The sequence below is a fragment of the Sulfitobacter sp. 1A15106 genome (assembly GCF_043556995.1).
GTDB lineage: Bacteria > Pseudomonadota > Alphaproteobacteria > Rhodobacterales > Rhodobacteraceae > Sulfitobacter > Sulfitobacter faviae.
Genome location: NZ_JBIFFM010000008.1, coordinates 134,417 through 157,552 on the forward strand (window position 1 = coordinate 134,417; position 23,136 = coordinate 157,552).

The following is a 23,136-nucleotide window of genomic DNA, read 5'->3' on the forward strand; positions in this document are numbered from 1 at the left end:
AGGCGGGGCCGCACGCCCCTGAACCAAAGACGTAACAGGAGAGAGAAGATGACACGCAAGCCAGAGGGATCCACCGACACAGCCGTTCGCAAGGATCGGCGCGACTTCCTGAAATTCGCGGGCAGCGCCGCGCCTTTGGCCGCCGTCGCCGTGGCCACCACCGGGACCGAGGCCGAAGCGGCCAAGGCGCCCGACCTGTCCTCGGACCGTATCCAAGACACCGAACACACGCGCGCCTATTACGCCGCTGCGCGGTTCTGACCAGATAACCGGGGCGCGGCCCCGAAAATTGGCAGGGCGACAACGCCCGCCGTTCAATAGCCACCTCAGGCGGGGCCAGCCCGCGCATAGGGAGTGAAGATATGTTGAGGAAAAAGACCAATGGGGTCGCGCGGTCTGCGCAGCGGACAGGCATCTTGTCCGATGTGGCGCGCAGCGGTATTGACCGGCGCGCGTTCCTGCGCGGCTCGGGACTTGCCATCGGTGGGCTTGCCGCAATCGCGGGCACCGCGGGCAGCGTGCAACAGGCCAGCGCCGCCACCGCCGCCGTCAGCGGCAAGATGGAAGTCAAGAAATCCGTCTGCACCCATTGCTCGGTCGGTTGTACCGTCATCGCCGAAGTGTCGGACGGTGTTTGGCTGGGTCAGGAACCCGGTTGGGACAGCCCCTTCAACCTCGGTGCGCATTGCGCCAAGGGTGCTTCGGTCCGTGAGCACGCCCATGGCGAACGCCGCCTGAAGTACCCGATGAAAAAGGTCGGCGGCGAATGGCAGCGGATTTCTTGGGATCAGGCGATCAATGAGATCGGCGACAAGATGCTGTCGATCCGCGACACCTCCGGCCCGGATTCGGTCTATTGGCTGGGCTCGGCGAAACACTCCAACGAACAGGCCTATCTGTTCCGCAAGTTCGCGGCCTACTGGGGCACCAACAACGTCGACCACCAGGCGCGGATCTGCCACTCCACCACCGTGGCGGGCGTGGCGAACACATGGGGCTACGGCGCCATGACCAACAGCTACAACGACATCCACAAGTCGCGTGCGATCTTCATTATCGGCGGCAACCCTGCCGAGGCGCACCCCGTTTCGCTTCAGCACGTGCTGAAGGCGAAAGAGGAAAACAACGCGCCGCTCATCGTCTGCGATCCGCGTTTCACCCGCACCGCGGCCCATGCCGACGAATATGTGCGCATGCGTCCCGGCTCGGACGTGGCGCTGGTCTGGGGCATCCTCTACCACATCTTCGAGAACGGCTGGGAGGATGAGGAATTCATCCGCACCCGCGTTTGGGGCATGGATGAGATCCGCAAGGAAGTCGCCAACTGGACCCCGGACGAGGTCGAGCGCGTCACCGGCGTGCCCGGCTCCCAGCTTGAGCGCGTCGCGCGCACGCTGGCCAACCACCGTCCCGGCACCGTGATCTGGTGCATGGGTGGCACGCAGCACACCAACGGCAACAACAACACCCGCGCCTACTGCATCCTGCAGCTGGCCCTTGGCAACATGGGCACCGCGGGCGGCGGCACCAACATCTTCCGCGGCCACGACAACGTGCAGGGTGCCACCGACCTTGGCGTTCTGGCCGATACGCTGCCGGGCTACTACGGTCTGTCCGATGGCTCTTGGGCGCATTGGGCGCGCGTTTGGGGCGAGGATCTTGAATGGATCCAGAGCCGTTTCGCCGCTTGGACCGATGGCGCAGGCGAAGAGCAGCGCATGATCAACCTCACCGGCATCCCGGTATCGCGTTGGATCGACGGCGTGCTTGAGGATCGTGAGAACCTCGAACAGCCCGACAACACCAAAGCGATTGTGCTCTGGGGCCACGCGCCGAACTCGCAAACCCGTCAGGGCGAGATGAAAACGGCGATGGAGAAACTCGACCTCTTGGTCGTGGTCGACCCATACCCCACCGTTTCCGCCGTTCTGCATGACCGCACCGAAGACACCTATCTTCTGCCGGCCTGTACGCAGTTTGAAACCTCTGGCTCGGTCACCGCATCCAACCGCTCGCTCCAGTGGCGCGAGAAGGTCGTGGAGCCGCTGTTTGAGAGCCTGCCCGACCACACGATCCTCTATAAGTTCGCCAAGAAGTTCGGCTTTGAAGATCGCATGTTCCGCAACATCGAGGTGAATGGTGAAGAGCCGCTCATCGAAGACCTGACGCGCGAGTTCAACAAGGGCATGTGGACCATCGGCTACACCGGGCAGTCGCCCGAGCGGATGAAGATGCACATGCAGAACCAGCATACTTTCGACAAAACCACCCTGCGTGCCGTTGGTGGCCCGGCGGATGGCGATTACTACGGCATGCCGTGGCCCTGCTGGGGCACGCCCGAGATGAAGCACCCGGGCACGGCGAACCTTTATGACATGTCGCTGCCGGTGGCAGATGGCGGTCTGACCTTCCGCGCCCGTTTCGGTGTGGAGCGTGATGGTGAGAACCTGCTGGCCGAGGGCGTCTATTCCAAAGGGTCCGAGATCAAGGACGGCTATCCCGAATTCACCATGCAGATGCTGATTGACTTGGGTTGGGACAGTGATCTGACAGCGGATGAGCGTCGCATCATCGAAGCCGTCGCCGGCTACGAAGCGCCACAAAACGCGGATGACGGGCAAGCAGAAGTCGGCGAAACCTCGCAGCAGGGTGAGATCGATTCCGATTATGTGGCCCAAGTCGGCGGCATCAACTGGAAGACCGACCTGTCGGGCGGCATCCAGCGGGTGGCGATCGCGCATGGCTGCGCCCCATTCGGCAACGCCAAGGCGCGCTGCGTGGTCTGGACCTTCCCCGATCCGGTGCCGAAACACCGCGAGCCGCTTTATTCCAACCGGCGTGATCTGGTGGCGGATTATCCGACCTATGACGACAAGACCTTCTGGCGGGTGCCGACGCTCTATGCGTCGATCCAAAAGAACGACTTCTCGCAGGAATTCCCGATCATCCTCACCTCTGGCCGTCTGGTCGAATATGAGGGCGGCGGGGATGAGACCCGGTCGAACCCATGGCTGGCCGAGCTGCAACAGAACATGTTCATCGAGATCAATACCCGTGACGCCAACAATCTTGGTGTGCGCGACGGGTCCGATGTCTGGGTCGAAGGCCCGGAGGGCGGCAAGATCAAGGTGATGGCGATGGTGACCGAACGGGTGGGCGAGGGCGTGGCCTTCATGCCCTTCCACTTCGGCGGGCACATGGGCGGCGTCAGCCTGCGGGACAAATACCCCGATGGGGCCGACCCGATCGTGCTGGGCGAAAGCACCAACACCGTGCAGACCTACGGCTACGATTCAGTCACGCAAATGCAGGAGACCAAAGCGACTCTCTGCAAGATCATGCCAGCGTAAGGAGACAAGAGAATGGCAAGAGCGAAGTTTCTCTGCGATGCCGAGCGCTGCATCGAATGCAACGCCTGCGTCACGGCTTGTAAGAACGAACACGAGGTGCCTTGGGGCATCAACCGCCGCCGCGTGGTGACCATTCAGGACGGCCAGCCGGGCGAACGCTCGATCTCGGTCGCCTGCATGCACTGCTCAGACGCGCCCTGTATGGCGGTCTGCCCGGTGGATTGTTTCTACCAGACCGACGACGGCATCGTGCTGCACTCCAAAGACCTCTGCATCGGCTGCGGCTACTGCTTCTACGCCTGCCCCTTCGGCGCGCCGCAGTACCCGCAGGCTGGCAACTTCGGGTCGCGCGGCAAGATGGACAAATGTACCTTCTGCGCCGGTGGCCCCGAAGAGAACCACTCTCAGGCTGAGTTCCAGAAGTACGGTCGCAACCGGATCGCGGAAGGCAAGCTGCCGATCTGCGCCGAAATGTGCTCGACCAAGGCGCTGCTGGCCGGTGACGGGGACATGGTCTCGGACATCTACCGCGAGCGCGTGGTCGCACGCGGCTTCGGCTCCGGCGCTTGGGGCTGGGGCACGGCTTACGAGCAAAAGGGCCAGTAACGGCTTTCGGGGGCGGCCTGATCGGGCCGTCCCTTTTCTCCATATCTGTCTAGCCGGGGGATTTCCCATGCTGCGCCACCTGATGGCTCTTTTCATTCTCGCCTTGGCCGCGCTGCCGGTCAGCGTCACGGCGCAGGACGTGCGCCTGCCTGAGAACGCGACCCCCTCGGCCATCGACCGCGCTAGCACCGGCGGCGCGCAGAACTTGGCCGATATCGAACGGCGTCAGAACGGCGCAGAGATCGACGACGGGTTCCGGCGCAACAATTTGGGCGGCGATGCGGCCACGGTGCCAAGCCTTGGCCCGCTCGGCGGACGCTCTGACCCCGACCTGTGGCGTGGCATCCGCTATAACGAATTGCCCGTGCGCGTGAGTACGATGAACAAGACGGGCCGCGTCCTTGTCCAAGACAACGGGATGTGGTGGCAGCAATTCCGCGAAGGCCCACTGGCGACATATGGCGCTTGGCTGCTCGCCGGGACGCTGGCTGTGCTGCTGCTCTTTTACCTCCTACGAGGCCGGATCCGTATCGAGGGCGGCAAGGTCGGGCGCACCGTCACCCGCTTTAAAGCCATTGAGCGTTTCGCGCATTGGATGCTGGCGGGGTCTTTCATCCTGCTCGCGCTGACGGGCTTGGCCACGCTCTTTGGTCGCAAGGTCGTCATCCCTCTGCTGGGGCATGAGTTCAACTCGACCCTGTTGACCGGGTCGAAGTTCATCCACAATAACGTCTCATGGGCCTTCATGATTGCGCTCGTCATGGTCTTCGTCATGTGGATTTGGCACAATATCCCGAACAAGACCGATTGGGTCTGGATCAAACAGGGCGGCGGTTTCATCGGTGACAAACACCCGCCCGCCAAGAAGTTCAACTTCGGCCAAAAGATCGTCTTCTGGGCTGTGATCCTGCTGGGCTTCTCGGTCTCGCTCTCGGGACTGTCGCTGCTCTTTCCCTTCGAGATCCAGCTTTTCGGGCATACGTTCAACATCATCAATGACATCGGCATGGCCGAGGCCGCAGGCTTTGGTCCGCTTCAGGGCGATCTGACGCCCCATGCCGAAATGCAATATGCCCAGCTGTGGCACGCGATCATCGGCTTTCTGATGATGGCGGTGATCTTGGGCCATATCTACATCGGGACGCTCGGCATGGAAGGCGCCTTTGACGCCATGGGCAATGGCGAGGTCGATGAGCGTTGGGCCGAACAGCACCACTCGCTCTGGCTTGATGAGGTCAAACAAGACAAACGGACCCCCGCAGAATGACGGGCGGCGGCGTTCAAATCAAAGGAGTCGCGCGATGAAAGCCATGTTGGCAGGGTTTCTGGGCGTCGCGGTGATCGGCGTCGTGGCCTATTTCGGGCTGCATGAGATAGGCTTTTCCTCCGCCGAGGTCTATTCAGGTGAAAACGTCCGGCTGGACTGACACCAAAGAGGCATATCATGGCGGCAGGCGATGAATACGGCGGCACGCTCGAAGGCGCGTCGATCCTTGTGATCGACGACGAACCGGGGATGCGCCATTTCCTCACCAAGATATTGGAGCCGCGCGTCAAACGCGTGGCCCAAGCGGCTTCTCCTGCGGAGGCCACCAAGCTCTTGGACGAGGCGCATTTCGATGTGGTCGTGCTGGACAATGTCATGCCCGGCAAGACCGGTCTGGAATGGGTCGTCGAACAGCGCCGCAAGGGGTTCTACGCCGACACGGTCCTGATCACCGCCTATGCCGATCTTGAAACCGCCATTGCCGCACTCCGGGCGGGCGTGAGTGATTTCGTGCTGAAACCCTTCCGGGCGAACCAAATCCTCGGCGCGGTGTCGCGCACATTGGACCGCAAGAACCTGCGCCGTGACAATACCCTGCTCAGGCGGGAGTTGCAGGGTGGCACGGCGGTGCAAATGCTCGGCAAATCCGAGGCGCTGTCGAAGGTGCGCGGCATGCTCAACCGTCTTGCTCCCGTGCCGACGCCGGTGCTTTTCACCGGTCCCAGCGGCACGGGCAAGGAGTTGGCCGCGCGGCAGTTGCACCAGATGTCCGACCGCGCCGATAATCCCTTCGTCGCGGTGAACTGCGCCGCCATCACGCCAGACCGGATCGTGCCCGAACTCTTTGGCGCGGTGGAGGGGAACGAGACCCTGCAACCGGGGCTGTTCCTTTTGGCCGACGGCGGCACGTTGTTTCTCGACGAAGTGGCGCAGATGCCGGAGCAGCTACAGGCGGCGCTCTTGCGGGTGTTGGAAGACCAGCGCATCCGGCCCGAAGGGGCGGAGCGGGAGATTCCGCTGAACCTGCGGTTCCTGTTCGCCACCAACGCCGACCTGCCCAAGGCGGTGGAAGGGGGGCGTTTCCGCGCCGACCTCTATCATCGCATGAACGTGGTTGAAGTCGCGATGCCCCCGCTCAAGGACCGGTCTGAGGATATCGTCGAACTGGCGGCGATGTTCATGCAGCAGTTTTCAACCGCGCTAGGCATGCCCGCGCTGCGTTTGGATGCGGAGACTTTGCTGAAACTGCGCCGTTACGACTGGCCGGGGAATGTGCGCGAATTGCGCAATCTGATCGAACGCTCGGTGATCCTTGGCAGCCTGCCCGAAGCCTTTGCGGGCCATGGCGCGGTCGATGGGCCACGGGCGATCGAAGACCTCGAACTGGTCACGCAGCGCCATATGTTGCACATCCTTGATCTGTCGAACGGCAACCGGGCCGAGGCCGCGCGCCGCTTGGGCGTGTCGCGCAAAACCGTCGACCGCAAGCTCGCCGCTTGGGCCGCCGAAGGGTTGGATATCGAGGCGCTTTGACGGATAAAGCTATGCGAAACGCGCATATCTGTTCCGCATGTGGGGAATCTTCTTCAGATTCGCAGAATTTCATTCTGTTACGGGCCCTGTGGTAGGGAGGACATCCCTGCCGGGGCCGCTCTTCTAAACCCGTTATTCCATCTGAACCGATCCTGCCCGTCAAACGTTCCTGTTTCAGCGACGGTGTTGAAGCGGGCGGCGCCCAGTGACATCTGAAGCGCAAGCGTTAGAGGAGTAAATTCAATGCTGAAACAGATCGTTACCGCCACCGCGCTCGCCGCGGTCAATGGCACCGCAGCCTTTGCCCAAGACAATGACACGCTCCGCGTCGGCATGTCGGGCGGCTATTTTCCCTTCACCTTTGTGAAGCAGGACGTGCTTCAGGGGTTTGAGGTCGATGTCATGAACGCCGTCGGCGAAGAGGCGGGTTTCGAGGTCGAGTTCGAGACCATGGCATTCTCCGGCCTGATCGGCGCGTTGGACGCGGGCCGCATTGATACGATCGCCAACCAGATCACCATCACGCCCGAGCGTCAGGAAAAGTTCGCCTTTACCGCGCCTTATGTTTTTGACGGTGCGCAGGTCGTGACCAAAGAGGGCAACGAAGAGATCGGCGGCGTCGAAGACCTGCGCGGCAAAACCGTTGCGGTGAACCTTGGGTCGAACTTCGAGCAACTTTTGAACGAGCTCTCCTTCGCGGATGAGATCGAGATCAAGACCTATGAGTCCAACATCGCCCAAGATACCGCGCTTGGCCGGGTCGATGCCTTTGTGATGGACCGGGTTTCTTCGGCGCAGCTTATTCAGGAAAGCCCCCTGCCGCTGCAACTGGCGGGCAAGCCTTTCTCTGAGATCCGCAACGCCCTGCCGTTCCAAGACAATGACGAAGGCCGCGCGCTGCGTGACCGTGTCGACACCGCGCTGGAATCCCTGCGCGAAGACGGTACACTGGCCAAAATCTCGGACAAGTGGTTCGGCACAGACATCACCAAAGCGGAGTAACCCATGCGGGCGCTAGACCTTGACTACATGCTGGGGCTGGTGCCCGTCATATTGGGCTACGTACCGCTGACCTTGTTCATGGCGGTGGCGGGGATGGTGTTCGCACTCATCCTTGCCTCGCTTTTGGCGGTTGAACGGGTTGTGAAAGTGCCCGTGCTCGACTGGCTCGTGATCGTTTTCATCAGCTTCTTCCGCGGCACGCCGCTGCTGGTGCAACTGTTTCTCTTCTACTTCGGTCTGCCGCAGGTGCTGTCGTTCCTGACCAATATCAGCGGTGTGACTGCCGCCATCATGGGGCTGACCCTGCATTTCGCCGCCTATATGGCCGAAAGCATCCGCGCCGCGATCATGGGGGTGGACCGCAGCCAATGGGAGGCCGCCCAGTCCATCGGCATGACCCAAGGTCAGATGATGTGGCGGATCATCCTGCCACAGGCCGCCCGGATCGCCGCGCCGACGTTGGTGAATTATTTCATCGACATGATCAAAGGCACGTCGCTCGCCTTTACCCTCGGCGTGACCGAGATGATGGGCGCGGCCCAGAAAGAAGCCGCCGGAAGTTTCCTTTATTTCGAGGCCTATCTCGTTGTCGCCATGATCTATTGGGTCATCGTCGAAGCGCTAAGCCAAGTGCAAAAGCGGCTTGAAACCTATCTGAATAAGGCGTTCGTGCGATGATCGATATCACTGGCCTGACCAAAGATTTCGGCGGCGCGCCGGTTCTGAACGGCATTGATTTGCAGATTGCCGAGGGCGAGCGGGTGGTTGTGATTGGCCCCTCGGGCACCGGCAAGTCGACCCTGTTGCGCTGTCTCAATTTTCTCGACGTGCCGCAAGAGGGGGTCATTCGCATCGGCGATGTGACCGTCGACGCCGCCAAGGCGCGCAAAGCGGATATTCTGGCGCTGCGCCGCCGGACGGCGATGGTGTTCCAGAACTACGCGCTTTTCGCCAATAGGACGGCGAAAGAGAACATCATGGAAGCGCTCGTCACGGTGCAGAAACGCCCCAAGGCCGAGGCCGAAGAACGCGCGCTCGCGGTTTTGGCTGAGACCGGCTTGGCCGATAAGGCTGACAGTTTCCCGGCGGCGTTGTCCGGTGGGCAGCAACAGCGTGTTGGCATTGGTCGCGCCATGGCACTCGGGGCGGAACTGATGTTGTTCGATGAGCCGACCTCGGCGCTCGATCCGGAATGGGTGGGGGAGGTGCTCGACCTTATGCGCGCGGTGGCGGAGCGCAAGCAGACCATGCTGATCGTGACTCATGAGATGCAGTTCGCCCGCGAGATCGCAGATCGGGTGATCTTTATGGACGGCGGGAAGATTGTTGAGAGCGGTGCGCCGTCGGAGATTTTTGGCGCGCCGAAGGATGCGCGTTTGCAGAAGTTCTTGAAACGGGTTGAGGGGTAGGGTGATTTTGCCACCCGGGCCCGGGACAAGCCGCAGGCGCCGGGCCATCGCCTGCCCGCCCCCCGGGTAGGCGATTTGGTGAGGCTGGGTGCAACCTCGCGAAGGCACATCATGGTTGAACCATGAAGTGCGACCGAACATCTGTCAGATCGCCGACCCGCGGGCAGGCGATGGCCCTCGATCTTCTTCCCCAAACGTAAAAAGGCCCGCCATTTGGCGGGCCTTTCCGTTTAAACCTGACGGCTCAAATCACTCCGCGCAGGCGCGGATCTTCTCGATGTCTGGACCATTCGGTGTGCGGCCGAGGTTGAACGGCGCCGAAGCGTCACGCCATTTGGCGTAGTCGTTCAGGTACTCCAGCTGGCTCAGGTAGACCTTGGCGGAATCGGGATTCTCGCAGGCGGTCTCTTCGATGGTCTCGTTCGCCATCTCCTGAACCTTGGTCAGCGTCTCGTCATCGTAGCGGTTGATTTCGATGCCCGCGTCGAGGAACTGCTGGTAGGCTTCGGTCGCGCGCTTCTCGGTGAAGGACAGCGACCAAACGAGGTTGGCCTGCGCCGCAATCTCAAGCGCTTCGCGGGTCTCGTCCGACAGGGCGTCCCATGCGCCTTTGTTGATCATCACACCGAAGATCGAGGCAGACTGGTGCCAGCCCGGTGTCGCCCAGTATTTGGTAACCTGCTGGAAACCGCCAGAGAAGTCGACGTTCGGGGTCGAGAACTCCGCGCCATCGATCACGCCGCGCTCAAGCGACTGATAGATTTCGCCACCGGCCATGGAGACCTGCGACCCGCCCAGTTTTTCCAACAGACGGCCCTGCTCCAGACCCGACAGACGCAGACGCTTGCCCTTGAGGTCTTCCAGCGTAACGATCTGCTCGTTGGTGCGGAAGCCGGATTCGTTGTTGGTCACGCCGTAGGGGAGATAGACCATGCCGAACTTGCCGTAGATCTCGTTATAAAGTTCTTTGCCGCCCCATTGCTCGATCCAGTTGACGTAGTCGACTGCGTTGAACAGGCTCGCCGTGGTGGCCAGCGGCGAGAAGGCAGAGTTGCGGCCCGCCCAGTAACCGGGCCAGTCGGCGCCAGCCTGCACGGTGTTGGATTCAACCGCGCCAAACACTTCGCCCGCGGGCACGAGGGAGCCACCTTCGAAGAATTCGATTGTCAGGTCGTCGCCGGTCAGCTTGTTGGCCAGATCGACGAAATGCTTGTCGATCTCGATCAGTTCCAGCGAGGTCGGCCATGTGGTGGTCATGGTCCAGCTGTCTTGGGCCGCGGCCTGCGTGGCAACGCCCGCGCAGAGTGCCAGACCGGCAAGGGTTGATTTCCATTTCATAATCTCTCTCCTCCGTTGATTATTTTGTATAGAGCGTTTCCGGCAGCCAGGTGACAAGCTGCGGGAACAGGGCGATCGCCACGCACATCATCAGGATCAGACCGATGAAAGGCAGCACGCCGACGATGATATGCGACGTCCTGACCTCACGCGGGGCAATGGCGCGCAGGTAGAAGAGCGCATATCCAAAGGGCGGGGTCAAAAAGGACGTTTGCAGAACCACCGACATCAGCACGACGAACCACAACAGGCTCACGTCCATCTCCTGCACGATCGGCAGGAAGATCGGGAAGGACAGCAGCACGATGCCGGTCCAGTCAAGGAAGGCCCCAAGGATGAAGACGATGAACATCATCATCGCGATCAAGAGCCAAGGCGCCATGTCGAGGTTGCGGATGATCTCCTGCGTGGCGCGCAGACCCCCGGTGATGTTGAACACGCCTGTAAAGGCGGTGGCGCCAACGACGATAAACAGGATCATCGCCGAGGTGCGCCCGGTTTCCAGCATCGCGCCGTAGAAGGAGGCCCAGCTGAACTTGCCGCGCATGATGACGATCACCAGTGCCAGCGCCGCACCGATGGCGGAAGCTTCGGTCGCCGTGGCGATGCCCGCGAGCAGAGAGCCCAAGATGCCGAGTATCAGCACCAGCGGCGGCACGGCTTCGATCAGCAACATGCGCAGGAGGGCGGGTTTCGAGATTTTCTCATCCGGCTCAACGGCGGGGGCCATGTCGGGTCGGACCACAGCGACGACGAAAACCCAGACCGCATAGAGCAGCCCCAGCACCACGCCCGGCACCATGGCGCCCGCGAAAAGCTCTCCCACCGAGAGGGGGGAATAAGAGGCCATGAGGATCAGCATGATCGACGGCGGGATCAGAATGCCCAAACAGCCAGAGGCGGCGATGACCCCGGTGGTCAGGGTCGGGCTATAGCCATATTGCAGCATCGGGCGCAGGGCCATCACGCCCATCACGGTGATCGAGGCGCCGATGATACCCGTGGTCGCGGCCAGCAGGATCGAGATGAAAACCACCGCCAGCGCCAGACCGCCGCGGATGTTCGACATCAAAAGCCGCAGTGATTCGAACATCTTATCCGTCACGCCCGAATCGGAGAGGAACCTTGCCATCAAGATAAAGAGCGGAATCGCGATCAGCGTGAAGTTGTCCAGCACATCGCCGAAAATCCGGTTAATGACTATGCCCAGCACCATCGGTTTGCCGGCGATGACAGCGCCCAAAACGGCGGTGCCGCCCAGAACGAAGGCCAGTGGGTGGCCCATGAAAAGGCCCAGCAAAAGCAGACCGAACATGGTGAGAGCAATGAGTTCAGGCGTCACGGGGCAGTTCCTGACGGTTAAGTACGAGTTTCAAAAATTCCGACACACCTTGCAGCAGCAAAAGACCGGCAGCGAGGGCCATGGCCATTTTCAGCGGATAGACCGGCAGCTGGACCGAGCCATATGTCGTCTCACCTTGGGCATAGGAGCGCATGGCGAATTCATAAGAGCGGGTGGTGAAGATCCACGCGAAGGGGAAGAAAAAGATCACATAGCCCGCCGCTTCGACCCAGCGGCGCAGGCTGGGGCCAAGGGTTTCGGTGATCAGATCGACCCGCACATGGGCCTGATGGCGCAGCGCATAGCCGCCCAGCATCACGAAATAGAAGCCATAAAGTTGTTTCGTGACGTCAAAGGCCCAGCGGGTCGGGTCATTCAGCGCATAGCGCATGAAGACGTCATAGATGATGATTGCGGCGAAAATGACGGCGACGACCGACACGATGCGCCCGACGAATTCGTTCATCTGGTCGATGAATTTTATCAAGATCTGAGCCCTCCCTGGCAGCTCGCACATTATTGGCCTTTCTGCCGAAAACAAGGCAAAAGACCATTAATAATGCTGCTTTAAGTAGCACTACGTATGCGGCTTGGGGCGGGATTGTCCAGAAGGTGAGATTTCAATTTGCCTAAGCCATGGACATTTTCGAAAAGCGACGATTATCTGCTGCGCATGGCCCTCCGCGTCGACGTCGGGGGAGGCTAAGCAAATATCCGTTTGGGAGGAAAAACATGGATCGTCGTTCATTTATCCGCAAAGCCGGTGTGATGGGGGCAGGTGCCGCCGCCACGACACTTGCAGCGCCCGCTATTGCGCAGGGCAACATCACCTGGCGCATGGTCACCACATGGCCCAAGAACTTCCCCGGTCTGGGTGTCGGCGCGCAGCGTCTGGCCGACCGGATCACCGCCGCCTCGGGTGGCGAGCTGACCATTCAGGTCTTCTCGGCTGGTGAGATGGTGCCCCCGCTGCAATCGCTCGACGCCGTGATCGACGGCACCGCCGAGATGAGCCATGGCGCCGCCTACTACTGGCAGAACAAATCCCCCGCGCTGTCGTTCTTCACCGGCGTGCCCTACGGCATGACGACGCCGGAATTGACCGCATGGATGCGCTACATGGGCGGTCAGGAAATCTGGGACGAGATCTATGACCAGTTCGGCGTTCAGGGTTTCTTGTCGGGCAACACCGGCACGCAGACCGGCGGCTGGTTCCGCGATGAGCTGAAAAGCCTCGACGACGTCAAAGGCGTACGCTTCCGGACGCCGGGCCTTGGTGGCCGCGTGTGGGAGAAACTGGGCGCGACCGTGACCAACATGGCCGCGGGCGAGATTTTCCAGGCGCTGCAGTCGGGCACGCTCGACGCTGCGGAATTCGTCGGCCCCTACAACGACCTGGCGCTCGGCTTCCATCAGGTGGCCAAGAACTACTACATGCCGTCCTTCGTGGAATCGGGTCTGGCGACCGAGCTTGTCGTCGACAAGAAGAAGTATCAGGAACTGCCCGAGAACCTGCAGGCGATCATCCGTGACGTCAGCCAAGCGGAGTACGACCAAGTCGCTGCGGACTTCTACGCCAACGACCCGCGCGCACTGAAGACCCTGCAGGAAGAGCATGGCGTAACCGTGCGCAACTTCCCGGACGACATCATGGAAGCCGGTGCCAAGGCCTCGGTCGAAGTGGTCGAAGAACTGCGCAACAGCGACGACCCGCTGGTCAAGAAGACCGCCGAGAGCTTTGTCGAAGCGCTGAACCTCGTCCGTACTCGGACCGAGAACATCGACAGCCCCTATGTGCAGGCGCGTCAGAAGTTCCTGAAGTACTGAGCTTCGCGCTGATCGGAAGGGCCCGGTGGTAACGCCGGGCCCTTTTTCGTTTGAGCGCGAAGGGCATCGCCCTCCCTGGGGGGCGATCTGAACGTAGCAAGGGGCTGGCCCGGTTCCTCCGTTGCTTACCTTGCTGGCTGCCGCAAGGTTGCAAAATCGCCCTCCGGGGGGAGGGAGGGCGATGCCCGGCGTGCCGCCGGGCGGGACATTGGCGGATGTTTGGAAAACAAAAAAAGGCCCGGCGTTGCTGCCGGGCCTTTGAACGTCGGGGGGGCTATCTCACCCCGCGATCACCTTAGGCAACCAAGTCACGATCTGCGGGAAGGCAAAGAGGATCGCAATCGCCACCACCTGCAACATCACGAAGGGCAGGATACCTTTGTAAATCGCGCTCGTCGGCAGATCCGCCGGGGCCACCCCGCGCAGATAGAACAGCGCAAAGCCGAAGGGCGGCGTCAGGAAGGATGTCTGCAAGTTCACCCCAACCAAGACGCCCAGCCAGATCGGATCGATGTCCAGCATCAACAGCACCGGCGCCGTGATCGGGATCACGATAAAGATGATCTCAAAGGTATCGAGGATGAAGCCCAAGAAGAACATGATGATCATCACCACCGCCACCGCCGCCAAGGGGCCGCCGGGCAGGTTGCTGAGGAACTCATGCACCAGATTGTCGCCGCCCATCATGCGGAACACGATGGAAAAGACCGAAGCCCCCAGCAGAATGACAAAGACCATGCTGGTGATCGTGGCCGTGGCGATCATCGTCTCCCGCAGGATGCGGAAGGACAGACGCCAGCGCATGGCCGCAAGCACCATCGCCCCCACAGCACCGACAGAGGCCGCCTCGGTCGGGGTCGCGATGCCGCCGAGGATCGACCCCAGCACGGCAAGGATTAGCAAGAGCGGCGGCATCAGGGCGACAAAGAAATCTCGCACCAGCTGGCTTTTCTCATCCGCCGGAACCGGCGTCGCGGGGCAGGAGGCGGGCGCGGTCGCGGCTTTGAAGAGAACGTAGCTCAGGTAAAGCGAGACCAGCAAAATCCCCGGTAGCAGCGCCCCGGCGAAAAGGTCCCCCACAGAGACGGGCGTGGGGGCAAAGTTGCCCTTGGCCATCTGCACCTGAGAGTTAATGCCCGAAAGCATGTCGCCCATGAAGATCAACACGGTGGAGGGCGGAATGATCTGCCCCAAAGTGCCGCTGGCGCAGATCACCCCGGTGGCAAGCTTGGGGTCATAGCCCGCCCGCAGCATGGCGGGCAGAGAGATCAGGCCCATGGTGACAACCGTGGCCCCCACGACGCCGGTGGATGCCGCGAGCATCGCGCCCACGAGCACCACCGAAATCCCCAAACCGCCGCGCATATTGCCGAAAAGCTTGCCCATGGTGAGCAAAAGCTGCTCGGCGATCTGGCTGCGTTCCAGCATCACCCCCATGAAGATAAAGAGCGGCACGGCGACCAAGACTTCGTTGGTCATGAAGCCGATATAGCGGTTCGGCAGCGAGCCGAAGTTGGAGGGATCGAAAACGCCGAAGCCCATGCCCACGGCGCCAAACAGCAGCGACACGCCCGCAAGGGTGAAAGCCACCGGAAAGCCGAGCAGCAAAAAGCCGATCACGCCAAAAAACATGAGCGCGGCGAGCATCTCGCCAATGAAAATCGGGTCCATCAAACGGCTCCCTGCGGATGGTCTGCGGGGATTTGGTCCCGGCTGTATTGCATGGATTTGGGCACCAGATCAGCATTGCCGCTGAGCACGAGGATGGAGCGGATGATCCATGCAATCCCTTGAATTGCGAGTAGAAATGCGAAGCCGATGATGAAGGCTTTGAGAATATAAAGCCCCGGCATGCCGCCCACATTGGCCGACCCTTCCTGATAGCCCCAAGCGCGGATCACGAAGGGGATCGAATAGGTGTAGACGATCCAGCAGAAGGGCAGCAGAAAGACGATGACGCCGATCAGGTCAATCAGCGCGCGGCGGGCCATGGTGGCGGGGCGGTAGAAGATGTCGACGCGCACATGGTCATCGCGCAGCAGCGCAAAACCGGCCACGGCTGTGAACATCGCGCCGTTGAGCCAGATATAGAGGTCTTGCATCCAAACGAAGCTGATCGCGAATACATAGCGCTGCACAACCACGGTGAAACAGACCAACACGATGCCGAGTGCGAGCCATGAGAAGAGATTGCCGATGACCAAGTTCACCGCGCAGATCACCCTGGCCATTGCTGCTAAAAAACGCACCTTGTCCCCTCTCCCGTCAAGTTCGTTTGATCGTCAATCAAAGGGAGGGGACAAAATGTCAAGATTTAGATGGCGGGCGGCTCTTCCCGGCTGCATTTGGCGCCTTCCCGTGGCAGGAAGGCAACCGAAGGGCCGCGCCGCTCAGTAGATACTGGTTTCGGGCGCGCTGCCCTTGCGGACCATGCCGCGGTACATGCCCTGCGAGTTAAACGGCATGGCGATATTGCCCGCCGCATCCACCGCGATGATCCCGCCCGAGCCGTCGTTGGGCGCCAGATCCTGCATCACCACATGTTCGGCGGCGGTGGCCAGATCCTCGCCCGCGTGGCGCATCCGCGCGGCGATCTCCCCGGCGGCGTTCCAGCGGATGAAAATCTCGCCATGCCCGGTGGCGGAGACCGCGCAGGTCTCGTTGTCCGCGAAGGTGCCCGCGCCGATCATCGGCGTGTCGCCAACCCGGCCCGGGGCCTTGGCGGTCATGCCCCCCGTGGAAGTGGCGGCGGCGATGTTGCCCGCTGCGTCGCGCGCCACGGCCCCCACGGTGCCATGCCGCCGCGCCGGATCGTCCGAAACCTCGCCCCGGGCGCGCATCGCGAGCGTCTCCTGCAAGGCATCCCAACGGGACTGGGTGAAGAAATAGTCACGGTCGGCGAACTCGAGGCCCGCCTGCCGGGCGATCTCTAGCGCGTTGGGGCCGATGAGGGTGACATGCTCGGTCCGCTCCATGACGGCGCGCGCCAGTTTCACCGGGTTCTTCGGCCCGAAAACACCGGCGACCGAGCCCGCGCGCCGGTCGGCGCCGTCCATCACGGCGGCGTCCATCTCCTGCACGCCCTCGGAGGTATAGACCGCGCCGCGCCCTGCGTTGAACAGCGGCTCGTCCTCCAGCGCGCAGACAGCGGCCACCACCGCGTCCATCGCACTCCCGCCGTCGCGCAGCACCGCTTCGCCCGCCTCTAGCGCCCGGGCGAGGCCGTCGTGATAGGCGGCCTCCTTCTCGGGCGTCATGTTTTCCTTGAGGATGGTTCCGGCACCGCCGTGAATGGCAAGGGAATAGGTCATGTGTGTCCTTTCAATCCGGCCTGTTCGGCGCAATAGGCGGCGATCTCGGCATGGGTGGCGATCCAGCAATCGCCGCGGGATTTGATGTGGTCGATCAGCTCGTCGAGGATGAAAATGCGCGAGCGGTAGCCTGTCACATGCGGGTGCATGGTCAAGAGGAAGAGCCCGCCGTCGTCATAAGCGCCGTCGAACTCGCGCCGGAAAATGTCGAGCACATCCGCGGGCGGCGTATAGGGCCGCTGCGCGCCAAAACGGTTCATCATGAAATAGACGGCGTCGTCGCGAATCCACTCCACGGGGAGTTCCACAATCCCGGTCGCTTCGCCCTTCTCGACGATCTCGTAGGGGTCGTCGTCCGAGAACAGAGAGCTGTCGTAGAGAAGCCCCATCTCGCGGGCGATCGAGAGCGTGTGGGCGCTGTAGTCCCACGACGGTGTGCGCATGCCGACGGGGCGGGTGCCGGTGATCTTTTCCAGCGTGTCCGAGGCGCGCAGCATCAGATCGCGTTCAGCCTCCGGCGGGACCTGCGTGTTGCGCTCGTGGATCCAGCCGTGCAGGCCGATCTCGTGGCCCTCCTCGGCGAGGCTGCGCTGCTCCTCAGGGTGCAGCAGGGCAGAGACGGCGGGCACGAAGAAACTCGCCTTCACGCCATGACGGTCCAGCACCTTGCGGATGCGCGGAATGCCGCGCCGCGCGCCGTATTCGCCCCAGCCGAGGCGGGCGATGCTTGTGCCGCCGTCGCGCAGCTCGTTGGTTTCGTGATCGCTGTCGAAACTCAGCGCCACGGCACAACGAGCGCCGTCGGGCCAGGATTTCGGCAGCAGGTTCTGCCCCGCGCGGACCTGTTCGACCAGCCCGCGCCAATGCGGCTCGTCCCATTCATGCGGCTCGCTCATGCGTGGCCTCCATCGACGGAAAGAATTTGGCCCGTGATCCAACCGGCGCGGTCGGAGCAGAGGAAGGTGACCGCATCCGCGATGTCCTGTGCGCGGCCCAAGCGGCGCATATGGATGCCGCCGATGATCTGCTTCTGCCGCTCGGGGCCGAAGGCGTCCCATTGCTTTTCCGTCGAGGGGTTCGACAGGACGAAGCCGGGGGCCACGGAATTCACCGTGATGCCCTGCGGTCCCAGCTCAAGCGCCAGCTGCTTGGTGAGACCCACGAGCGCGTGTTTCGCCGCCGCATAGGCTTGGATGCCAGTAAGGCTGGGCTTCAGCCCCGCGCCGGAGGAGATGGTGACGATCCGGCCCGATCCCGCGCTCTTCATCGCGGGCGCGAAACCTTGCGCACACCACATGGCGGCATCGACATTGGCTTGAAAGATCGCCTGCCAGTCGGCCTCGTTGATCTCTTCCAGAGGGCGTCCTACCTGACCGCGTACACCGCCGGCAGAAGTCACCAGCCCGTCGATCCGCCCGTGACGTTCGAGGATCTCGGCGCAGAGCGCGAGGGTTGTCTCGCGGTTGCCCAGATCGCCGCTATGGAGCGTCACGCCCTCGGCCTCCAGCGGAGCGAGGCCTTCGGCATCGATGTCCATCGCGGCCACGGTGGCCCCGGCGGCGCGCAACTCGGACAGGATGGCGGCACCGATGCCCTGCGCCGCGCCGGTTACGGCAAAGACCTTGCCGGTCAGATCGATCTTCATGCCGCCACCAACAGGTCGACAAGCTCGGCGGATTGTGCGCGCTTGCCGTCCTCGATGTCGTGGATGAGGTCCACCATGCGCGCCAGTGTCGGCACCGCGATGCCCGCTTCCCGGCCCAACTCGACCATGACGCCGATTTGCGCGTCGACCTCGGTCTTGCGCTTGCGCACCGCGAGGTCGCGCCAGATGCCCGAGTGGGTCTTGGCGGTCTTGCGGTTGTGGGCGATCATCTTTTCCATCGCCGCGTCGATGGCGGCGGTGTCATTGGCGCGGAAGGCTTCCGGGTCGAATCCGTTGAAACCGAGCGGCGAGACGCCCTCATGCGCGGCCAGTGTCATCACCTCGTGGCCAAGCGCGCGGTAGGCGGCGCGGTGTTCGGGCCGCGCCATGGCGTCGGACATGCTGTCGGGGGTGAGGGCGGTGCAAAAAAGCAGCGCGCCGTAGCCCATCTTGCCCCAAAGGTAGCCCCAGATGTTGTCGGTAGCGACGGCTTCGGGCTCGACCAGTTTCAACAGCCCATGCACCTCGGCCGCGCGGTCGCTCATGCGCCCGTCCAATTCGCCCACGGCGACAGCGGCGCGGTTGCCAAAGAGAATGCGCCCCGGCTCCAGCCAGTCGGCGCCGTAGTTGACGAAACAGCCCACCGTATTCTCGGCCCCGATGCGCGCGGCGATGACCTTTTCGTTGAGGCCGTTCTGGGCCGAGACGACATAGCCACCGGGCGCGAGATGCGGGGTGAGCATCTCAAGCGCCGCTTCGGTGTGATGCGCCTTCACGCAAAGATAGATGCGGTCGAACTGGCCAGTGAGTTCCGCGGGCGTGCTGGCGGGCAGGACTTGGGTAAATTCCTCAACCGGGCCTTCGATCTTGAGGCCGGTGCTGCGCATTGCCGCGACATGCTCTTCGACCACATCGACCATATGCACCGCATGGCCCGCGCGGGCGAAATAGGCGCCGAGGATGCCGCCGATCGCACCGGCACCCCAGATCAGGATCGGGGTCTCGCTCATGCCCAGTCCCCCTCGAGCTGCGCGCGGGTCTCGCGCACGGCGATCTCCCACAGGCGGTCGGTGTCGGCATCGGGCTTCTGGTAGACACCGCCGTAGTTGCCGTCCCCGATGAGCGTGCGCACGCCGGCGGCGTTGCGGTCCCGCAGGCGGTCGAAGTCGACGAAGGGTTTCTGCTCGTCCGGCAGCTCACGACCGGGCAGGCGGGTCCAGGGGAAATTCTCCATCCACGACGCGTGAGAGGCGACGGGGTCGATCTCCTGCACGCAGTTCCACGTCTCGGGCGCGCGCCACCAGTCATGGAAACGGCAGCGGGCGCCTTCATTGGCCTCCATCCACTCCATCGTGACGGGCTGCACCGGGCTGTTGCCGCCATGGCCGTTGACGATCAGCACGCGGCGGAAGCCGGTGGCATAGAGACTGTCGAGGATGTCGTGCAAAAGTGCCGCATAGGTCGAAAGCTTCAGCGAGACCGAGCCGGGGAAACCCATGAAATAAGGCGTCAGGCCATAAGCCACAGCCGGAAAGACCGGCACGCCCAAAGGTTCGGCGGCATCGGCGGCGACCTTTTCCGACAGGATCGAATCGACCGAGAGGCTGAGGTAGGCGTGCTGCTCGGTGCTGCCCAAGGGGAGGACGCAGCGGTCGTCGGTCTTGAGGTATTCTTCGATCTCGAACCAATTGCTTTCGGATATCTTCATTCTTCGGCGGCCTTTGCGGATTTGAGAGAGGCCCGGCATGTCTCGATGGCGGGCAGGATTTCTGAACGGATGGCGTGTACGTCTGGGGTGTGACGGTATTCAAAAGCGGTCTGCTCGGGGCGCAACGCGCCACGAAGGTAGTCGGCACCGGTGGCATAGATGACCACATCTGCCTCGCGCATGGCCGATGACAGGCCATTCTCGTCACGGACCTTCATGGTCAACTGCGTGACATGGGGGGCAAACCGCAGGATGCCCGCTTTCATGATCGTAACGAAGCCGGGAAAATAGGAGTAAGCGAGCGTCTTGGCGTCAGGCGGGATCGAAGCCAGTGCCACGCGGGTCGCCTCGTTGGGGATGAGCGTCAGGCCGAGCACTTCGACATTCGGCAAGATTTCTCGCGTTTTGGACAGCAGAGTTTTGGGTGCGATAATCAGGTCGATGTCCTTGGGTGGATTGGGTGCGATCTCATCCAGAACGGCGGCGTCGATCTCATCGCCCTCGGGCAGATGCTGGCGCAGTTCATCTGCATAAGCGCGGGTCGCGTCGATGAAATTGCCGACCATCAGAATGCGCAGCGGGCGCGGGCTGGCGCTGCTGGCCATGGAAATGCGCACAGCCAGTTCCGACGCGCTGACGCCACAGGATTTCGCGAGGCTCAACAGTTCAGCGATCTGTTGATCAAGCTGACGAAAGCGCCCGTCGTGGGCGCGGCTACCACCGCCGCTGACGAATGTACCCGAGCCGACGCGCCCCTCGACCAACCCCGAGGATTGGAGCGCGGCGTAGACATTGCTGACCGTGACCGGGGAAATTTTCATCCGCGCGGCCAAAGCGCGGACCGAGGGCAGGCGCGCGTCGGAGGGCAATTCGCCCGACGCAATCCCGAATTCCAGCGCTCCGCGGAGCTGAACGGAAAGAGATACGGACGAACTGCGATCCATCGCCTGTACGATTCGATCCATTGCCCGTTCAAATTTTGCCTGTTTGTCACTCATGTCTGTAACACTGCCTCAAAAACAGTAGCGCGACAAGCTTATATATTGGGCTTATACGGCATGCGAAGGTTGCAATGTTACATATTTGTGTTGACCGTCACAATTATAGCTGTCTAGTGTAACTGCAAGATATAACACATGGAGGTTTTGACCAATGAAGAAGCTTACCCTGAAATCCGCCGTCGCCGCATTGGCGCTGATCGCTGCCGCGCCAGCAGCGATGGCCGCCGATCTGGTGATCGGCCTGCGCGCCGGCCCGGATTCGATTGACCCGCATTGGTCGACCTTGGGCTCGCAGGCCGAAGCCCTGCGCCATGTCTTCGACACGCTCGTCGATGTCGACGAGAAGCTGCAGCTGAAGCCCGGCCTCGCCGTGAGCTGGGAGCCGATCGACGATACCACTTGGGAATTCAAGATGCGCGAAGGCGTGAAATTTCATGATGGCACCGACTTCACCGCCGAGGACGCGAAATTCTCGATCGAGCGTATTCCGCAGGTGACCGGCCCGATGCCGATGACCCTCTACACCAAATATGTCGACAGCGTCGAAGTGGTCGATGACTACACCCTGCGCGTGAAGACCAAGGGCATGGCGCCGTCGCTGCCCAACGACTTCACCCGTCTCTTCGTTGTGCCCTCTGAAACCGGCATGGAAGCGGGCAACGAGGAGTTCAACTCGGGCGAGAAGGCGATCGGCACCGGCCCCTACACCTTCGTCTCTTGGCAGCCCAAAGGCGATCTGGTGCTTGAGCGTTTCGACGACTACTGGGGCGGTCAGGCCACTTGGGAGACCGTCACCCGTCGCGAGATCCCCGAGGACACCTCGCGCGTTGCGGCCCTGCGGTCGGGTGAAGTTGACCTGATCAACTACGTTCCCGCCTCCGACTACCTCGCGATGAAGAATGATGGCGACATCGAAACATTCGTCTCCGACTCGGTCTATATCCTGAACATCGCGCCGTCGGTGAAGGACGAAGAGCCGCAGCCGATCAAGGTCGACGGCGAAGAGGTCGAGGGCAACCCGCTGCAGGATCTGCGTGTGCGCAAGGCGCTGGACCTGGCGATCAACCGCGACGTGCTGGTCAACGTGGTACTCGAAGGTCTCGGCACGCCCGCCAACCAGCTGATGCCCGAAGGCTTCTTCGGCTACAGCCCGGAACTGGGCGAGCGCGAATATGACATCGAGAAAGCCAAGGAACTGCTGGCCGAGGCCGGCTACCCCGAGGGTTTCGAGATCGATTTCACCTGCACCAATAACCGCGTGCCCGGCGATGCCGTGGTCTGCGAGGCGCTGGCGCAGATGTGGTCGCGTCTGGGTCTGAAGGTGAACGCGCAGGCGCTGAACGGCACGGTCTTCTTCCCCGCCGCCGCGCGTGAGGAATACACCATGACCATGTCCGCATGGGGCACGCTGACCGGCGAGGCCGCCTATACCTACGGCGCGCTGGTGCACACCAAGGACCCCGAGAAGGGCTTCGGCAACTTCAACCGCGCGGGCTACTCCAACCCCGAGTTCGACAAGGTCTTCGGCGAAGGCGCCCAGACCCTCGATCCGGAAGCGCGCAAAAAGCTCTATGAAGAGGCGTCCTTCATCGCGATGGAAGACCGCGCGCTGATCCCGACGGTGATCTTGCAGACCGTCTGGGCGGCCAATGCCGACACCATCGAGATGACGCCCCGCGTCGATCAGGAAACCCGCGCCTATGCGATCACCCCGGTCGAATAAGGCGGCATAACGCACCGGGCGCCCGCTGCTTGCCGGCGGGTGCCTCTATTTTTCAAGTCTGATGGGCGAGGTCG

General features: G+C 62.1%; 22 protein-coding genes. 11 read left to right on the forward strand and 11 right to left on the reverse strand.

Annotated elements, in window-relative coordinates; genetic code table 11:
• Positions 1 to 48 precede the first annotated feature (48 nt).
• The 9 genes from ACGYKA_RS13780 to ACGYKA_RS13820 all read left to right on the forward strand — a co-directional run bounded on the left by ACGYKA_RS13780 (position 49) and on the right by ACGYKA_RS13820 (position 9,167).
• Positions 49 to 261 carry a twin-arginine translocation pathway signal protein gene (locus tag ACGYKA_RS13780; RefSeq protein ID WP_067266573.1) on the forward strand — a complete coding sequence of 71 codons (213 nt, stop codon included), beginning with the start codon at positions 49 to 51 and terminating at the stop codon, positions 259 to 261.
• 101 nt (positions 262 to 362) lie between these two features.
• Positions 363 to 3,350: a formate dehydrogenase subunit alpha gene (locus tag ACGYKA_RS13785; protein ID WP_394439049.1), complete on the forward strand. Its 2,988-nt coding sequence runs from the start codon at positions 363 to 365 to the stop codon at positions 3,348 to 3,350.
• A gap of 12 nt (positions 3,351 to 3,362) precedes the next feature.
• The gene (gene fdh3B, locus ACGYKA_RS13790; RefSeq protein ID WP_067266580.1) at positions 3,363 to 3,956 is read left to right on the forward strand and encodes a formate dehydrogenase FDH3 subunit beta; all 594 of its coding nucleotides are present in this window, start codon (positions 3,363 to 3,365) and stop codon (positions 3,954 to 3,956) included.
• Between the two features lie 67 nt (positions 3,957 to 4,023).
• A complete protein-coding gene (locus ACGYKA_RS13795) occupies positions 4,024 to 5,223 on the forward strand; it encodes a formate dehydrogenase subunit gamma (protein WP_276154053.1) in 1,200 nt (399 codons plus the stop codon).
• A gap of 34 nt (positions 5,224 to 5,257) precedes the next feature.
• Positions 5,258 to 5,383: a hypothetical protein gene (locus ACGYKA_RS13800; RefSeq protein ID WP_259950196.1), complete on the forward strand. Its 126-nt coding sequence runs from the start codon at positions 5,258 to 5,260 to the stop codon at positions 5,381 to 5,383.
• A 17-nt stretch (positions 5,384 to 5,400) separates the two neighbouring features.
• Positions 5,401 to 6,756 carry a sigma-54-dependent transcriptional regulator gene (locus tag ACGYKA_RS13805; protein WP_394413066.1) on the forward strand — a complete coding sequence of 452 codons (1,356 nt, stop codon included), beginning with the start codon at positions 5,401 to 5,403 and terminating at the stop codon, positions 6,754 to 6,756.
• A gap of 243 nt (positions 6,757 to 6,999) precedes the next feature.
• On the forward strand, positions 7,000 to 7,758 hold the full coding sequence (locus ACGYKA_RS13810) for an amino acid ABC transporter substrate-binding protein (RefSeq protein ID WP_394413069.1): 759 nt from the start codon (positions 7,000 to 7,002) through the stop codon (positions 7,756 to 7,758).
• 3 nt (positions 7,759 to 7,761) lie between these two features.
• Positions 7,762 to 8,436, forward strand: a complete 675-nt coding sequence (locus tag ACGYKA_RS13815; protein ID WP_271690293.1) for an amino acid ABC transporter permease — start codon at positions 7,762 to 7,764, stop codon at positions 8,434 to 8,436.
• Positions 8,433 to 9,167 (forward strand): amino acid ABC transporter ATP-binding protein, encoded by a 735-nt coding sequence (locus tag ACGYKA_RS13820; RefSeq protein WP_271690294.1) that lies wholly within the window; start codon positions 8,433 to 8,435, stop codon positions 9,165 to 9,167. The genes ACGYKA_RS13815 and ACGYKA_RS13820 overlap by 4 nt, the downstream gene beginning before the upstream one ends.
• Positions 9,168 to 9,416: 249 nt before the next feature.
• On the opposite strand, the gene dctP is transcribed toward ACGYKA_RS13820, so the two are convergent.
• From dctP to ACGYKA_RS13835, 3 genes are read right to left on the reverse strand one after another with little or no spacing between them, the layout of a single operon-like run.
• Positions 9,417 to 10,505 (reverse strand): TRAP transporter substrate-binding protein DctP, encoded by a 1,089-nt coding sequence (dctP, locus tag ACGYKA_RS13825; RefSeq protein ID WP_394413072.1) that lies wholly within the window; start codon positions 10,503 to 10,505, stop codon positions 9,417 to 9,419.
• 19 nt (positions 10,506 to 10,524) lie between these two features.
• Positions 10,525 to 11,820: a TRAP transporter large permease subunit gene (locus ACGYKA_RS13830; RefSeq protein ID WP_394413224.1), complete on the reverse strand. Its 1,296-nt coding sequence runs from the start codon at positions 11,818 to 11,820 to the stop codon at positions 10,525 to 10,527.
• 16 nt (positions 11,821 to 11,836) lie between these two features.
• Complete coding sequence (locus ACGYKA_RS13835; RefSeq protein ID WP_067266598.1) at positions 11,837 to 12,337, reverse strand: TRAP transporter small permease subunit; 501 nt, start codon at positions 12,335 to 12,337, stop codon at positions 11,837 to 11,839.
• Between the two features lie 242 nt (positions 12,338 to 12,579).
• Between ACGYKA_RS13835 and ACGYKA_RS13840 the strand changes: the two genes are divergently transcribed.
• On the forward strand, positions 12,580 to 13,674 hold the full coding sequence (locus ACGYKA_RS13840; RefSeq protein ID WP_271690295.1) for a TRAP transporter substrate-binding protein: 1,095 nt from the start codon (positions 12,580 to 12,582) through the stop codon (positions 13,672 to 13,674).
• A 279-nt stretch (positions 13,675 to 13,953) separates the two neighbouring features.
• Here the strand turns inward: ACGYKA_RS13840 and ACGYKA_RS13845 are convergent, their stop codons facing one another.
• The 8 genes from ACGYKA_RS13845 to ACGYKA_RS13880 all read right to left on the reverse strand — a co-directional run bounded on the left by ACGYKA_RS13845 (position 13,954) and on the right by ACGYKA_RS13880 (position 21,303).
• Complete coding sequence (locus ACGYKA_RS13845) at positions 13,954 to 15,345, reverse strand: TRAP transporter large permease subunit (RefSeq protein ID WP_209219229.1); 1,392 nt, start codon at positions 15,343 to 15,345, stop codon at positions 13,954 to 13,956.
• Entirely contained in the window at positions 15,345 to 15,923 is a 579-nt protein-coding gene (locus tag ACGYKA_RS13850; RefSeq protein WP_394413074.1) for a TRAP transporter small permease subunit, read from the reverse strand. Before ACGYKA_RS13850 ends, ACGYKA_RS13845 begins: the two co-directional genes overlap by 1 nt.
• Before the next feature lie 141 nt (positions 15,924 to 16,064).
• Complete coding sequence (locus ACGYKA_RS13855) at positions 16,065 to 16,985, reverse strand: isoaspartyl peptidase/L-asparaginase family protein (RefSeq protein WP_394413077.1); 921 nt, start codon at positions 16,983 to 16,985, stop codon at positions 16,065 to 16,067.
• Positions 16,982 to 17,881, reverse strand: a complete 900-nt coding sequence (locus ACGYKA_RS13860; RefSeq protein WP_394413080.1) for a polysaccharide deacetylase — start codon at positions 17,879 to 17,881, stop codon at positions 16,982 to 16,984. Before ACGYKA_RS13860 ends, ACGYKA_RS13855 begins: the two co-directional genes overlap by 4 nt.
• On the reverse strand, positions 17,878 to 18,630 hold the full coding sequence (locus tag ACGYKA_RS13865) for an SDR family NAD(P)-dependent oxidoreductase (RefSeq protein ID WP_394413082.1): 753 nt from the start codon (positions 18,628 to 18,630) through the stop codon (positions 17,878 to 17,880). The genes ACGYKA_RS13860 and ACGYKA_RS13865 overlap by 4 nt, the downstream gene beginning before the upstream one ends.
• Complete coding sequence (locus tag ACGYKA_RS13870; protein ID WP_394413084.1) at positions 18,627 to 19,640, reverse strand: ketopantoate reductase family protein; 1,014 nt, start codon at positions 19,638 to 19,640, stop codon at positions 18,627 to 18,629. The genes ACGYKA_RS13865 and ACGYKA_RS13870 overlap by 4 nt, the downstream gene beginning before the upstream one ends.
• Positions 19,637 to 20,338, reverse strand: a complete 702-nt coding sequence (locus ACGYKA_RS13875; RefSeq protein WP_394413086.1) for a creatininase family protein — start codon at positions 20,336 to 20,338, stop codon at positions 19,637 to 19,639. The genes ACGYKA_RS13870 and ACGYKA_RS13875 overlap by 4 nt, the downstream gene beginning before the upstream one ends.
• Complete coding sequence (locus ACGYKA_RS13880; RefSeq protein ID WP_271693963.1) at positions 20,335 to 21,303, reverse strand: GntR family transcriptional regulator; 969 nt, start codon at positions 21,301 to 21,303, stop codon at positions 20,335 to 20,337. Before ACGYKA_RS13880 ends, ACGYKA_RS13875 begins: the two co-directional genes overlap by 4 nt.
• A gap of 187 nt (positions 21,304 to 21,490) precedes the next feature.
• Between ACGYKA_RS13880 and ACGYKA_RS13885 the strand changes: the two genes are divergently transcribed.
• On the forward strand, positions 21,491 to 23,062 hold the full coding sequence (locus ACGYKA_RS13885) for an ABC transporter substrate-binding protein (protein ID WP_394418050.1): 1,572 nt from the start codon (positions 21,491 to 21,493) through the stop codon (positions 23,060 to 23,062).
• Positions 23,063 to 23,136 lie beyond the last annotated feature (74 nt).